Annotated in this window: 17 protein-coding genes; 7 read left to right on the top strand and 10 right to left on the bottom strand. The window is 55.9% G+C overall.

Going from position 1 to position 13,837, the window contains the following annotated elements:
- Positions 1 to 7 precede the first annotated feature (7 nt).
- From fabG to GJU83_RS04800, 3 genes are all read right to left on the bottom strand, one after another.
- Complete coding sequence (fabG, locus tag GJU83_RS04810) at positions 8 to 751, bottom strand: 3-oxoacyl-[acyl-carrier-protein] reductase (RefSeq protein WP_069184328.1); 744 nt, start codon at positions 749 to 751, stop codon at positions 8 to 10.
- Between the two features lie 108 nt (positions 752 to 859).
- Entirely contained in the window at positions 860 to 2,077 is a 1,218-nt protein-coding gene (locus GJU83_RS04805) for a polyhydroxyalkanoate depolymerase (RefSeq protein WP_069184327.1), read from the bottom strand.
- A complete protein-coding gene (locus tag GJU83_RS04800) occupies positions 2,074 to 2,403 on the bottom strand; it encodes a 2OG-Fe(II) oxygenase (protein ID WP_153633835.1) in 330 nt (109 codons plus the stop codon). Before GJU83_RS04800 ends, GJU83_RS04805 begins: the two co-directional genes overlap by 4 nt.
- A 110-nt stretch (positions 2,404 to 2,513) precedes the next feature.
- Here GJU83_RS04800 and mtgA point away from each other — a divergent pair, with 110 nt between their 5' ends.
- The 3 genes from mtgA to GJU83_RS04785 all read left to right on the top strand — a co-directional run bounded on the left by mtgA (position 2,514) and on the right by GJU83_RS04785 (position 5,515).
- A complete protein-coding gene (gene mtgA, locus GJU83_RS04795; protein ID WP_069184325.1) occupies positions 2,514 to 3,206 on the top strand; it encodes a monofunctional biosynthetic peptidoglycan transglycosylase in 693 nt (230 codons plus the stop codon).
- Positions 3,207 to 3,321: 115 nt separating this feature from the next.
- Positions 3,322 to 3,801: a riboflavin biosynthesis intermediates N-glycosidase gene (locus tag GJU83_RS04790; RefSeq protein ID WP_069184324.1), complete on the top strand. Its 480-nt coding sequence runs from the start codon at positions 3,322 to 3,324 to the stop codon at positions 3,799 to 3,801.
- Between the two features lie 193 nt (positions 3,802 to 3,994).
- On the top strand, positions 3,995 to 5,515 hold the full coding sequence (locus GJU83_RS04785) for a sensor domain-containing diguanylate cyclase (RefSeq protein ID WP_167352710.1): 1,521 nt from the start codon (positions 3,995 to 3,997) through the stop codon (positions 5,513 to 5,515).
- Between the two features lie 88 nt (positions 5,516 to 5,603).
- On the opposite strand, the gene tenA is transcribed toward GJU83_RS04785, so the two are convergent.
- Complete coding sequence (gene tenA / locus GJU83_RS04780; RefSeq protein WP_069184322.1) at positions 5,604 to 6,272, bottom strand: thiaminase II; 669 nt, start codon at positions 6,270 to 6,272, stop codon at positions 5,604 to 5,606.
- A 24-nt stretch (positions 6,273 to 6,296) separates the two neighbouring features.
- Positions 6,297 to 6,509 carry a penicillin-binding protein gene (locus GJU83_RS04775; RefSeq protein ID WP_069184321.1) on the bottom strand — a complete coding sequence of 71 codons (213 nt, stop codon included), beginning with the start codon at positions 6,507 to 6,509 and terminating at the stop codon, positions 6,297 to 6,299.
- Positions 6,510 to 6,685: 176 nt separating this feature from the next.
- Here GJU83_RS04775 and GJU83_RS04770 point away from each other — a divergent pair, with 176 nt between their 5' ends.
- Positions 6,686 to 7,333 (top strand): DsbA family oxidoreductase, encoded by a 648-nt coding sequence (locus GJU83_RS04770; RefSeq protein WP_069184320.1) that lies wholly within the window; start codon positions 6,686 to 6,688, stop codon positions 7,331 to 7,333.
- 20 nt (positions 7,334 to 7,353) lie between these two features.
- Complete coding sequence (locus GJU83_RS04765; RefSeq protein WP_069184319.1) at positions 7,354 to 7,809, top strand: DUF4112 domain-containing protein; 456 nt, start codon at positions 7,354 to 7,356, stop codon at positions 7,807 to 7,809.
- Positions 7,810 to 7,823: 14 nt separating this feature from the next.
- On the opposite strand, the gene codA is transcribed toward GJU83_RS04765, so the two are convergent.
- Genes codA through codB form a run of 3 tightly spaced genes read right to left on the bottom strand, consistent with a single transcriptional unit; the run spans position 7,824 to position 11,017 of the window.
- Positions 7,824 to 9,080, bottom strand: coding sequence for a cytosine deaminase (gene codA, locus GJU83_RS04760; protein WP_069184318.1), 1,257 nt, complete (start codon positions 9,078 to 9,080; stop codon positions 7,824 to 7,826).
- Positions 9,081 to 9,109: 29 nt separating this feature from the next.
- Entirely contained in the window at positions 9,110 to 9,733 is a 624-nt protein-coding gene (locus GJU83_RS04755; protein ID WP_069184317.1) for a PucR family transcriptional regulator, read from the bottom strand.
- Entirely contained in the window at positions 9,734 to 11,017 is a 1,284-nt protein-coding gene (gene codB, locus GJU83_RS04750) for a cytosine permease (RefSeq protein ID WP_069184316.1), read from the bottom strand.
- A 351-nt stretch (positions 11,018 to 11,368) separates the two neighbouring features.
- On the opposite strand from codB, the gene GJU83_RS04745 reads away from it, so the two are divergent.
- Positions 11,369 to 12,448: a GGDEF domain-containing protein gene (locus GJU83_RS04745; protein ID WP_069184315.1), complete on the top strand. Its 1,080-nt coding sequence runs from the start codon at positions 11,369 to 11,371 to the stop codon at positions 12,446 to 12,448.
- A 16-nt stretch (positions 12,449 to 12,464) separates the two neighbouring features.
- Complete coding sequence (locus tag GJU83_RS04740; protein ID WP_069184314.1) at positions 12,465 to 12,857, top strand: DUF2784 domain-containing protein; 393 nt, start codon at positions 12,465 to 12,467, stop codon at positions 12,855 to 12,857.
- 13 nt (positions 12,858 to 12,870) lie between these two features.
- Here GJU83_RS04740 and GJU83_RS04735 read toward each other — a convergent pair whose 3' ends face one another.
- Positions 12,871 to 13,074, bottom strand: coding sequence for a DUF3185 family protein (locus GJU83_RS04735; RefSeq protein WP_069184313.1), 204 nt, complete (start codon positions 13,072 to 13,074; stop codon positions 12,871 to 12,873).
- 116 nt (positions 13,075 to 13,190) lie between these two features.
- Positions 13,191 to 13,817: a class I SAM-dependent methyltransferase gene (locus tag GJU83_RS04730; protein WP_069184312.1), complete on the bottom strand. Its 627-nt coding sequence runs from the start codon at positions 13,815 to 13,817 to the stop codon at positions 13,191 to 13,193.
- Positions 13,818 to 13,837: the final 20 nt, after the last annotated feature.

Here is a 13,837-nt window from a genome sequence, read left to right as displayed (position 1 = left end):
GTTCGTGTCACATGTAGACGCCGCCGTTCACATTGATCTGCTGGCCAGTGATGTAATCCCCCTCTGCGGCCAGGAAAACCACGGCGCGGGCAATTTCCTCCGGTTTGCCGAAACGCCCCATCGGAACCCGGGCAATGATCTGCTCCCGGATATTCTCCGGAACCTGGGCGAGCATTTCGGTTTCGGTGAAGCCCGGGGCAATGGCATTGACGGTGATGTTGTATTTGGCCATTTCGAGCGCGAGGGTCTTGGTAAAGGCGATAATGCCGCCCTTGCTGGCTGCGTAATTGGCCTGCCCGAAGTTGCCGGCCTGCCCGACGAACGATGTGATGTTGATGATACGGCCGTACTTCTGGTCCATCATTATTTTCAACACTTCCGAGCAGGTGGCGTAGACGCTGCCCAAGTTGGTATCCAGGACGTCGTTCCAGTCATCATCAGTAAGCTTCTTCATGGACTTGTCTTTGGTGATGCCGGCGTTGTTCACCAGAATGTCTATGCGGCCCCACTGATCATGAACCTGACGGACCAGGCTGCGCGCTTCCGGCATCTTGGAAAGGTCTGCTTTGAAGGACAGTGCCCGGACGCCAGTTGCCTCGATTTCCCTGGCAACTTCGTCGCCTTCGGACTGGCGGGAGCGGTAGTTGATGGCGACGTCAGCGCCGCGTTGAGCAAGTTGCAGTGCGATGTGACGACCGATGCCTCGTGAGGCTCCGGTTACCAGGGCGACCTTGCCCTTGAGGTCCTGCATGACATCCTCCCTGGAGCGGTGGCCCGCTCTGATTGTTATTCCTTATTATTCATCACCTCATTTAAGCTAGCAGAGCACCTGAGTGGCGACAAGAAAATGTGACGCCTGTCACGCTTGGCCAATGAATGTCTTGAGGCGAGGCGCAATGGATTCGCGCCATTGACTGCCGTTGAAGACGCCGTAGTGGCCAACCCCTTCCTGGAGGTGGTGCAGGCGCCTGGCATCGGGAATACTCACGCAAAGGTCGTGAGCGGCCCGCGTTTGTCCGGGGCTGGAAATGTCGTCCTTCTCGCCTTCGATCGTCATCAGCGCCGTCTTCTCGATAGCGGCGGGGTTCACCTTCCTGCCCCGGTGCGTGAAGCAACCGCGGGCAAGGTGGAATTCCTGAAAGACGCGCTTGATCGTGTCCAGGTAAAAGGTGGCCGGTAGATCCATAACTGCGAGGTACTCGTCGTAGAACTCACGATGACGTCTGATCTTGTCGACTTCCCTGTCTCGCATGGACTTGAACAGGCCCCGGTAGGCGTCAACGTGCCGGTCGAAGTTCATGCTCACGAATCCGGACAGTTGCAGAAATCCTGGATAAACCTTACGCATGGCGCCCGGATAGGGAGCGGGTACCGGATGGACCAGATTGCGTCGGAACCAGGCAAGATTATGTTTGGTGGCCAGTTCGCAGGGTGCGGTGGGATCAATACGTCCGTCGATGGGGCCGCTCATGAGGGCAAGTGAGCGGGGTGTTGCCGGGTTTTTATCTTCGGCCATGAGGGCGGTGGCCGCAAGCACCGGCACAACGGGTTGGCAAACCGCCAATACATGGGTGTCTGGCCCAAGCTGTTCAATAAAATCGATAACGTAGTCGATATAGTCGTCCAGCCCAAAATCTCCAGCGGACAATGGGACCCGGCAGGCATCGCGCCAGTCGGTAATGTAGACGTCGTGGTCTGGGAGCATTTCCTTGACGGTACCCCGCAGCAGCGAGGCAAAGTGTCCGGACAAGGGCGCAACGATCAGGAGTTTCGGATCATTTGACCGCGATACGCTGCGCTGGAAGTGCTTTAGCTGGGCAAAGGGTTTTCGCTGGACAATGACTTCACTGACGTCTACTTCCTCGCCATCGCACACGGTTGAATGCAGGTTGAACGCCGGTTTCGGGTAGCGTCGGGTCAAATCGCCAAATACACCGTAGGCTGAGGCAATACTGCGAGCGCCCGGCAAGCGGGACAGGGGGCTGAGAGGATGCCTGAGCAATTTGCTCTGTGTGTCTGTCATCATGCGCAAGGGCATCAGCGCTGCGCGGCTCATTTCATGGGCAAAATACATCATGGCATTGTCCTGCTGGAGTTATGGAGGCCGGAAGTCAACGCAAAACTCAGTAGCCATCGATTTCCGCGCTCGATCTTCGATACCCGATGCTGATACAGGTCCGGGCGGAAGAGGTACACTCTTCCAAGAAGGTTGAAGATGTTTTTCTCGCAAATGAATTCGCCGCCCGCCTTGGGCTTGGCCAGAACGCAATTGAGTTTGTAAAGCCGGCCCTCGGAAACCATGTCCACGTGCGGCCCTACCTTGTGCCCTTCTGGATATCGGACCAGGTATATATTCAGGCGTCTGGAATGAAAGAGAATCCGGGTTTTTACTTTTTCAGGCATGGTAGTGGCATACGCTCTCGCAGAATCACTATGGGCAGTTTGCGCGCTGTGCGGTCCATTGGTCAATTACGGCCGGGAACTGGCTCGTAGAGAGATGAGGATTTGAACGTATGACCAGAGCATCAGGTGGTAGCAAGCTTTTGCGATGGTTTTTGCTGCTAAGCGCTGGCGCTATCGTGCTGGTCCTGTTGGTGGTGCTGATGTTCCGGTTCGTAAACCCACCCACCTCGGCCTTCATGCTGGGGTATCAGGTTCAAAGCGCGAACAGATCCCTCGCTCACGAATGGGTGCCCATAAATGAGATCTCTGCCTGGATGCCGCTGGCGGTGGTTGCCAGCGAGGATCAACGCTTCCCGCATCACGCGGGCGTGGATTTTGAGGCTATACGCCAAGCCCTCTCGGAGTACAGGGCGGGCGAGGGGCTTCGAGGGGCCAGCACCATCACTCAGCAAACGGCTAAAAACCTGTTCCTGTGGAACGGGCGCAGTTTCGTCCGCAAGGCTCTTGAGGCAGGGCTGGCCCTTGTCATAGAGGGCCTCTGGCCCAAGCAGCGCATACTGGAAGTTTACCTGAACGTTGCTGAGTTCGGTCCCGGTATCTATGGGGTCGAAGCGGCAAGTCAGGCCTACTTCGATAAGCCAGCCCTTCACCTCACTGAGTACCAGGCAGCGCTGCTCGCGGCCGTGCTTCCAAATCCGAAGGTTTTGCATGTCAACGCACCGTCCACTTATGTGCGGGAGCGAGTGGTCTGGATTCAGGGGCAGATCGCACAGCTTGGTGTTGGATATCTGCAGGATCTCTAGTCTTGCAAGAGGAGCAGGTTTATTGGCGTGACCCCTGGCGCAGACTCGTTGATACTGCAGATACTGCAGATACTGCAGATATTGCAGGACCACTTATTGTTAAAGGATTGTACCAATGTCTCTCTTCCCCGATGACAACGGCGAGAACGACCTGTTCATGTCGCGAACCGACCCTGACAACCCGCTGGGCACCCATGCCCCCTACAGTTTCGAGTTGGAAGGCAAGATCTGGCCAACCGTGGAACACTATTTCCAAGGCATGAAATTCACTGATGACAACCGCCAGGAAAAGGTGCGCAACGCCGATACGCCGGCCAAGGCAGGTAAGCTTGGGCGCAAACGCCACAAGAGCCTGCGGCGGGACTGGAAGCAGGTGCGCGAAACCGTTATGACGCGGGGAATCTACGTGCGTTGCCGAACTTATCCAGAACTGGCGGAGGCTCTGCTGGATACCGGTGACACGAAAATCGTTGAGAACAGCAACTTCGATTATTTTTGGGGTTGTGGCCGGGATCGGCGGGGTGAAAACCGGTACGGGAAGGTGTTGATGAAAGTGCGGGCGAAGCTGCGTGAAGAGCAAGACTCTGCGAGCTGATCCCTGTAGATCGGTTCGCCTTTTGCAATTCTGCATGTAGCTAATTTAGACGTATTTTCTTGCGAAGAGGGTCAGTTGGGATAAAGTATAGGTGTGGGGGCTCGACCTTTCGCACCAATCCAACAAAGAGCCTTGCAGGGACGATTTGGCTTTTCTAACCCATCAAGCACGGACGGTAACAGAGACTCAGGCCTTGAACGTTTCTCGTCAACCAGTCTTATTTCCGCTTGTTGTGGGCCTGCTTTACTATCTGGGTGCCTGGATTGGAGTTCACTACGTTGCTCTGGATAGCGGCATAGTAGTGCTCTGGCCACCGAACTCTGTATTGCTCGCGGCGCTGCTGGTTCAGCCGAGGAGCCGTTGGTGGTCACTGTTTCTCGTTGTTTTGGCCGCAGAAATTGCAGCCGATATCTCGGTATTTTCTCTGTTCCACGCGTTGCTGTTCGGCGCCATCAACATCGCCGAGTGCGTGCTGGCGGCCAGCCTGATTCGGTGGTTTCTCGATCGAAGTCTCGATTGGAGTGAGCCCAAGGACCTGAGTCTCTTCCTGGTTACCGTCTTTCTCATAGCGTCGCCGCTCGCCGCACTGGGTGGCGCATCGATCTATTCTTTCCTGCTTGAAAGAGACACTCCATTTCTCACGTTGTGGCGGCTTTGGTGGGTAGGGGATGCTACAGGGTTGATCATCTTGACGCCTTTTCTGCACATGATTTTGAGTTCGGGCCTTTTGAAGCAAGTGGTTAACAGCAACTGGCATGTACGTATGGAACTTGTCGCCGCCTGGATAGCCGGCCTCTTAGTCTGTTACCTGATCTTCGTGTTTGACTTGTCCTCAGAAAATTACCTGGCACTGTCCCCATTGGCAGTGGCTGTAGTTCCGGCATGGGTTGCTGTCCGTTTTGGACCGCTCGCGGGTTTCCCCCTGGCTACAGCTGTGGCGCTTTTCGTAGCTCTCGCCACTGCTTCGGGAGTTGGCCCTTTTGTTAGTGAGAAACAGGATCTCAGCGCTTTATTCGCTCAAGAGTTCATTATCGTTTTCACCGTGTTGCTGCTATACGTGGCCGCGTTCGTGGACCAGAACCGCCGAAAGTCTGGCGAGCTCAAAAAAGCTCTGGTAAGGGTCCAGCACCTGAACCAGGCCCTGGAGGAGAGAGTCCGGCAACGCACGCAGGAATTATTTGATGCTAATCAACAACTACAGACACTTGCACTGACTGATGAACTCACTGGTATCCCTAATCGAAGGCGAATGAGAGTGCTGGGAGAGGAAGAGGCGAGGCGTAGCGAACGATCTGGCCGTCCCTTTAGCGTCATGCTGATGGATATCGATCATTTTAAACGGGTCAACGACCAGTATGGACATGCCGTTGGTGACGAATGCTTAAAGGCATTTGTCAGGGCGATTGCACCTTCCCTTCGGTCGATTGATCGTTTTGGACGGTGGGGTGGGGAAGAATTCATGATCATCGTGCCGGATTCCGATCATGTAGATCTTTTGATGCTCAGTGAAAAGGTGTTGGAATGTGTTCGAGAGGTAATTATCGCTTTCGATGATCAACGTGTGGGAATGACAGTATCGATCGGTGTTGCAGAGTGGCACCACGCCACCTTTGACAAGCTGGTTTCGGAAGCCGACGACGCTCTCTATCGGGCCAAGTCCAAAGGCAGAGATCGCGTAGAAATCAACTTGCGCGGACTGCGGGTGACCGAGTAGAGATGCGAACTAGTGTTCCTGGCGACGGGGTTGTCAGCCAGGCCTGATTTATTGCGCCGAGTCTTTATTCCTGAGCCTGGCCGACGAATCAGTCGCTTTGGTCCAGGCCCATCTTCCAGAAATCGATCTCGAGACGTGTGGCATCGCTGAAAATCCGGGTCAATTCTCTGAAACGGGCAGGGGAGACGTCGGCCAAACGCTCATTGAGCCAGCCAATCTCAGCCTGCATGGCCTCCTGAAACTCGTCGCTTTCATACATCTTGATCCAGGCATCATAGGGATTGCTATCGCCCCGAATAGTCTCCGCCCGGCTGTTCAGCCAGTTGGCAATTTCACCGTAGCCAACCATGCACGGTGACAGGGCAACGTGCAGATCCAGCAGGTCGCCACGGTTGCCGGTATCCAGAACGTAGCGAGTGTAGGCCAGTGTGGCGCGGGCCTCTGGCAGATCGGCAAGCTCTTGTTCAGAAATTCCCCATTCCTTGCAGTAGCTGATGTGCAGATCCAACTCCACATCCACGATGGCCTGTAAACCCTCCTTGGCCTGGCGGAGGTCTGACAGTGTCGGGCTTTTGTAGGCAGCCAGGGCAAAGGCACGGGCAAACTGGATCAGGAACAGGTAGTCCTGCTTCAGGTAGTGTTGGAACGCCTCGGGCGCGAGCGACCCATTACCGAGTTGCTGCACGAAGCTGTGCTGGATGTAGGCCTGCCATTCATCTTGGCAGCTCTTTTTCAGGTCTTCGAACTGATAAGACATGCTTTCTCCTGAAGTGCGGTGGGCTCAGTAACAGGAATTGGGGGATGAGTCAGGGTTGATCTCGCCGGCGACTTCTTCCGGGTCAATGCCGTGACTGGTCAGCACTTCCCGTACGAAGTTCACCTGGGCGAGGATTCTGTCCGCGTCATCCCCGTATTCAAACCGATTGATCTCGACCGGCTGGGGCATGAAGGTAAAGGCGGTTTTCAGAGCGGTGAGTGTATCTTCATCGGCCATTGGCAGACTCCTCATGCGGTTTGCTTGATAGATGAAGAGTATACGCAAGTCATTGGGGAAAGGCCGACAGGCAGCCATGGAAAAGCAATTGATTCCGGGCATCTTGCGGGAGATTGCTGATCGGTGTCCGTGTTAGTCTGAGGGATGATGTATTCCACCAGCTGACAGGATTCCCCATGCAAAAGATTCACATCGACATCGTTTCCGACATCGCCTGCCCCTGGTGTGCCATTGGGTATGCGCGTCTGGAACAGGCCATTAAGCAGTTGGCGCCTGAGTATGAATTCGGCGTTCAGTGGCATGCCTTTGAACTGAACCCGGACCACAGCGGAGAGGGCGAGCCTATCCTCCCGGCGCTGGCCAGAAAGTACGGTCGCAGCGAAGAGGAAATGCGTGCAACCCAGAATCAGATGATGAGCATCGCAAAGGATTTGGGCGTCAACTTCGAGAAGCTGCAGGAACGCTTGACCACCAATACGTTTGACGCTCACCGGCTCGTAAAATGGGCAGGAGAGCAGGGACTGCAGACTGAGATGAAACTGGCGCTCTTTGAGGCCTACTTCGGAAGGGCAGAGGATGTCTCCGATCCGAGTGTCTTGTTGAGCTGCGTCGAGAATCTGGGGCTTGATCGCTCCAGGGCGGAGCAAATTCTGAAGTCCGACGAATATGCCGACGTGGTGCGCGCGGACGAGGCAACGTATCAACAGGCCGGTGTTTCGGCAGTGCCTGCATTCATCGTGAACGGGAAATACCTGATCTCCGGCGCCCAGGAACCGGATACGCTGGTGCAGGCGTTCGAGGAAATAGGCGGAAAGCCCGAATGAAATCCTGAGCTGGAGTAGAAATGCCGAAACCTTCCCAAGCCCGGCAGCGGGCCATTCTTGAGCGGCTGGATAAATTCAGCCGCTTCACCGATAGCAACATTGCTATTCCGTTCACCAATGTAAAAATTGGTGCGGAGGCAGTGATTGGCCTGTTGCCCGTGGTGGGGGACATGGCCGGCCTGGTGCTGGCAAGCTACGTGCTGGTGGAGGCGCAGCGGGCGGGCGCCAGTAAGACGGTTAAGCTTCGCATGCTGCGCAACATGGGCATTGATTTTCTGGGCGGGCTCTTGCCGGTGGTCGGTGATGCGTTCGATGCGGTCTACAAAGCCAACACGCGGAACACCCGCCTGCTCCGAAATTACCTGGAGAAGGAACTGGCCATTGAGCCACCTCCACCGCCCTTCCCCTGGATGACTGTCATCGGGTTGTCGGTTCTGTTTGCCGTAGTGACCGGTGGCCTCACGCTTTTGTTCTGAACCGGGCAACTCTCTTAAAGCATCAGGCCGGTTTCCGGGTGGGATGCCTCCCGCCGGACCAGCAATTGCCCGTCTCGTACAGAAGCCAGCACCGGTCGTTGTCCGAGCAGCACTTCATAGGGTGTGGTTCCCTGAAGCACCACGCACCGCGCGGGCATCCCTTCGACAAGGCCATATTCATCGAGGTCAAGCGCAGCCGCACCATTGTCGGTAATCAGTTCCAGTGAGCGGTCAATCCGGCTCATTCCCAGCATATGGCAGGCGTGCAGACCGACATCGAGGGTGCGGAGCATGTTGCCATTGCCCATCGGATACCAGGGGTCGCGAATCGAATCCTGGCCGAAGGCAACCTTCAGTCCGGCATCAAGCAGCTCGGGGACCCGGGTGATGCCGCGGCGTTTGGGGTAGCTGTCGAACCGACCCTGCAAATGCAGGCTTTCCGTAGGCATGGAGAGAAAGCGCAGCCCGGACTTTTTCAGTAATCGGAACAGGCGGCTGCAGTAGGCATCGTTATAGGAGCCCATGGCGCAGGTGTGGCTGGCGGATACCCGGGAACCGTAATCCAGTCTGAGGGCCTCGGCGGCCAGAACCTCCAGGAACCGGGATTCCGGATCATCAATTTCGTCGCAATGGACATCCACCAGCCGGTCGTTTTTGTGGGCCAGCTCCATCAGCCAGCGAACGGATTCCGCGCCGTAGTCCCGGGTAAACTCGAAGTGGGGGATGCCACCAACCACATCAGCTCCGAGTCGCACGGCTTCCTCCATGAGCTCACGCCCGTTTTTGAAAGACCAGATGCCCTCCTGGGGAAACGCGACGATCTGCAGGTCTACAAAGGCTGCGGTGTTTTCGCGAACCTCAAGCATGGCCTTGAGGGCCGTCAGGTTCGGATCCGTTACGTCCACATGGGTACGGACGTACTGGATGCCGTGGGCGGCAAACAGCTTCAGCGTCTGGGTGGCGCGGTTGATGACGTCCTGGTGGCTCAGGGTTGTCTTGCGCTCGGACCAGCATTCAATGCCTTCAAACAGGGTGCCGCTCTTGTTCCATCGGGGCGCGCCGGCCGTCATAGCAGCGTCCAGGTGAATATGCGGTTCCACGAAAGGAGCTGTGACCAGATTGCCTCCGGCATCCAGTTCGCCGTCTCTGGTGGTGGCGTTGTCGGGCTGGGCAGTGATACCTGAAAAGCGTCCGTTGGTGATCTCGAGCCTGTACAGCCCATCCTGGCCCTGTAAACGTGCGTTGGCTATGGCATTCAATGGTGTGGTCATATTGTCTCCGGTAAGTCGCTCACCAACCCTTATGGTTTCAATAGCAGGTGGGCCTTCAAGAGTGTTCTGAATTTTTCAGTGGTGTTGCCCGGACCTGGTAACGATTCACTGAGTTGGTTCATTCGGTTGCGTATCGTGTTTCTGTGACAATCCAATGCTTCTGCCATGGCGCTCTGGTTTCCACGGCAGGCGATCCAGGCGTCGAGCAATTCGGTAGAATCGGCCAGAATGGGCTGGTCCACCTGCTCAATCGATGCGTGTTCGGACCAAACGATGGCCCTGCCGATGGCCTCCGTGACTTCCACCATGGGCAGCGAATAGGGCTGTTCGAACAGAGGTATCGCGAGCTCGTCGGCCAGCCGACAGAGCGTGTTGGGCAGTTGGCCAATATAGGCGTCTCCGGTCAGGACGACGAGTCCGGAGACATTGCATTCTTTACCTTCATACAGGCATTCCGCCAGATTCTGGGGGCTGCGATGCCGGCTGATGCCGGTAACGAACACCAGCTCGCCACCTTTGACCCAGTTCTTGAACGAGCGGTTCTCCGCCACATAGGGCCAGCGTACCGGGTTATCCCCGGCGGACTCCCCGCCCCGGAGCCGAATGGCGTCCAGGCCGGGCAGAAGTGGCACCTCCCGGCATCGCAGTGTCACTCAGATTGCTCCCATTACCTGTGCTTTGCGCTCACGGACAGCTTCGCTGACCACCAGAATGAGGCTGTAGCTCAAGGCCGCGACCAGGACACCCACAATGGGTGCAATCCAGGGGGAAGTATAGGCGGCTGCTGAGCCGATGGCGTAGGCCGCGAGTCCCGGGACGTTGAAAGCTGGCAATGTGACCGTGGTCAGATCGGGATACTGGCGTTTATAGCCGACAAAGTAGCTGGCCATGATGACGCCACCGATCGGCGGGATAAAGGTACCAAGCAGAACAAGGAACGGGATCAGCCATTCGTACATACCCAGCACCGCCAGTACGGTTCCGATCGCGGCACCAGCAATGGTCACTGACTTGCGGCGGCGGGTGCGGATCAGGTTGCAGCCTGCCACCGCAAAGTTGTAAACCGTGTTGTCCTGGGTGGTCCAGAGATTCAGGAACAGCATCAGGATACCGAGTGTGGCCAGACCCTGGGCGACCATGATGTCGACGATGTCGGCCTGCTGATAGACGAGGGCACCAAAGGCGCCGATCAGTGTCATCAGTCCGTTACCGAGGAAGAAAGCAAGCAATGTGGCGATCACCGCGGTTTTGCCGGATTTCGCAAAGCGGGTCCAGTTGGTGGCCTGGGTGCCGCCGCTGACAAAGGTGCCGAACACCAGCGTGATTGCCGCAGCAATGGTCATTTCATTGGTCGGGGTAATGGCCAGCAGCCCGGAAAGGCCGCCGGCATCAGACGTGGCGATAGACATGCTGACGGCCACCAGAATGATCATGGCAGGTACGGCAACTCGGGACAGCCACTCGAGGCCCTGATAACCGATAAACGCGGTAACACAGAAGGCGAAACCGAACAGTACCATCAGCGGCGTTGTCATTCCCTCCGGCATCCCCGTGAGTTTAACCAGCAGAATGGCCATGGTGGCGGTGCCCCAGGCGTACCAGCCAATCTGGGTGAAGCCCAGAATAAAGTCGGAAAGTTTGCTGCCCAGCTCGCCGAAGGTGAACCGGCTCATCAATGCAGTGTTCAGGCCTGTTTTCGCGGCGATATAGCCGAGCCCTGCTGCGTAGAGGCCAAGCAGCAGATTGCCGACCGCCAGCACCATGAGCATGGTGGAAAAGTCGAAGGCAACACCAACGCTGCCACCGGCCCACATGGTGGCGGTAAAGAAAGTAAAGCCAAGGAGGACCAGCCCCATGGACCAGACGCTTTTACGCTGATCCATGGGGACGGGGCTTAAGGGGTAATCCTGTTCTTTAGGTGTTGGTTCAGTGGTCATGGCGATCTCTCCGAGTCGTAGTTAACACAAGGAGAGTTGGCAACGTTTGTGCCATAGGGGGTTTTCGGGGCGAATCTTGTGGCCTGTTCGATCAGTCATTGTGCATGCTGCACAATAGCTCTGTTGAAGAGCCGTTGCCAGGAATCCCTTTGCTTCAACATGGTGCGATTTGGTGGCTAAGTTGCTCCTTTGGTGCGTCGAATGGTGAAAATGCTGATGGTTGAGTGAGGCCTGCGCTAAAAACCTAACAGTGGTACGTCTTTTGAACCTTCTATTTACTGGTGGTCAGGGCGAGAATTTGTTTAGACTCGGCATGTACAGGGAATCAAGTGCGTTGTGGATTTTACTTTTATGCCGACTCCTTCGGTTGAACTGAATACCGTGTCCTCCCGAGATCTGCTTATGCTGCGACTCTCAATCGTGGTTGGCGGGATTCTGATCTCCCTGTTCATGATTGGTGACCTTCAACTGGTTCCTCCAGAATTGTCTGGCGCCTACATTACCAACAGGGCTCTCATCCAGCTTCCGATCCTTGCAGGCCTGCTGGCTTTCACCTTCGTTCCGCAGTTTCTTCGCTTTGCCCAGACCGCGTTTTTGGCGACTGTTCTGAGCCTCACCTATGCCAATTACTACCTGATCCACGTTGCCTGGGAGCAGGCATCATTCAGTTTTCCTTATGAAGGCACGCTGCTGTATGCCTTTTTCGGTTTCTTTGTTTTCGGAATGAAATTCTATTACGCGCTGACCGCGATGCTGATAAGTTCAGTCGGCTTTGTCGGTTTGATGCTCCTTGATTCCGTTTATGGTGATCGAACCTGGATGAATGCGGGGTTCGTGGTTGGCTCATTGTTTGTCGGTGTTATTGGCAGGCACAGGATTGATCGATTGCTGGGTCAGCTCGAGGGTGCCAACGAGCAGTTGGTTGGCCTGAGCACCGTGGATGGTCTCACGGAGTTATTCAACCGGCGTGCTCTGATGAGCGAATCCGAACGCCTGTTTGCATTGAAGCGGCGAGCCAATCATCGACTCGCCGTGTTCATGATGGATCTGGATCATTTCAAGCAGTTCAACGATCGCTATGGCCACCAAGAGGGCGACCGAGCCATCCGCATCCAGGCCGACATCATGAGACAGGTATTAAAGCGGCAGACGGATATCCTCGGGCGCTACGGCGGCGAAGAATTCATGGCGGTGATCGAAGGCGACCATGCTGACCGTTTCGAACGACTTGCGACGGAAATACTCCGTCAATGGCAGGAACGGGCGGTGCCAAATGAGGACAGCCCCAATAGCAAGATACTCAGCTGTTCCATAGGGATCTGTCAGGGCCTGGCCAGCGAATTCGATTCAATCGACGACATGATCAGAAAAGCCGACGAAGCCTTGTATTGCGCTAAAAAACAGGGCAGAGCCCGCTACGTGATGGGTTAGCGGTCGGAGATGAGCGATGGATACCTCCTGGTTCCTGGTCTTTGCTGATGCGCTCCTGATCCTGCACACGATGCTGGTGGCCTTCGTGATCCTCGGGCTGGTGGCAACTTTCACTGGTCATTTCCTTCAGTGGCGGTGGGTCCGCAATTTCTGGTTTCGCCTGAGCCACCTGGCGGTTATTGCCGTTGTGGTTCTTCAATCCTGGCTGGGCGTGTTATGCCCGCTCACAAGCTGGGAAATGGCGCTCCGGGCCAAGGCCGGGGAGGCGGGCTATGAAGACTCATTTATCCAGCACTGGCTGCAGTCAATCCTCTACTACAGCGCTCCGGATTGGGTGTTTATCGTGGCTTACACGGTGTTCGGAGCGCTCGTCCTGGCCAGCTGGTTTGTGGTCAGGCCCGAGCGGTGAAAAACAGGCTGGGCTATTTCTTGAAGAATGTCAGGAAAGCGCCGGCTGCAGCAGCGGCCGCCCCGCCGATCAGGTACCACATGGTGTCGTCGGTAAATCGGCCTGTGACCGTCTCGGTTAGCTGGTTTCCGAGGGACTGGGTTGATTGATAGCCGAAATAAAGCAATCCGATGCCAACAACCAGTAAAACGATACCGACCAGCTTTGAACTTCCCATTCTGTACTCCTTTTTGATTGGCGCTGAAATACAGCGTGCCGTGGGTCAGGGAAGCTTGCCATCCGATTCCGGTTTTTCCAACCGTTCTTATTACTCTGCTGCGGATAAACCCCGTCCTATTCTGGTTTTCTGGCAATCAGGAAGTAAACGTCTTTCGAGGTTTCAGGCACCCAGCGGTAATCAATCTGGAATCCGGCATGCTCCAGATGCCGCTCCAGCTGAGCACGGGACAAGAAATTAACATAGGGCGCGAGTCGCAGAACTCGAGCCAGGGCAGCGACTGGTTTCAAATAGGGGCAGGTATCCTGAAGGCAGGCGGTGTTGCTAATGAATACTCCGCCAGGTTTCAGCATGCTTGAAACCTGTTGTATCGCACGCTCGGGATCTCGGAGCAGGTGCAGAATGTTCAACCCCAGAATTACGTCGAACGCCTGTTGCCGATGTTGCATGTCGTCAAGTGTGGCAACCACAAAGCGGAGGTTGTCAGCGGATTTTTCTGTCTTCCGCTTTCGGGCGATGTCTATCATCCGGGGCGAGGCATCGGTTGCCAGGTAGCTGCGCACCCTGGGAGCATGAATAAGTGCCGTCGATCCGGTACCGCAGCCGAACTCCAGAACATCCATTTCCGGATTGAGATATTTCTGGGTGAGGGCGATTTTTCGCAGATAGGCATTCTGGTCCGCGATTGGCCGTTGGGCGTAGCGTGCAGCGCTGCGGTTCCAGAAACTGATGGAAGAATTCATGGTTTCGGCTCTCAGGGCAG

Origin of the sequence: Marinobacter salsuginis (assembly GCF_009617755.1) — a bacterium.
GTDB lineage: Bacteria > Pseudomonadota > Gammaproteobacteria > Pseudomonadales > Oleiphilaceae > Marinobacter > Marinobacter salsuginis.
Note: the sequence above shows the minus strand (reverse complement) of the source record. Positions and strands in the feature narration are given on the sequence as shown.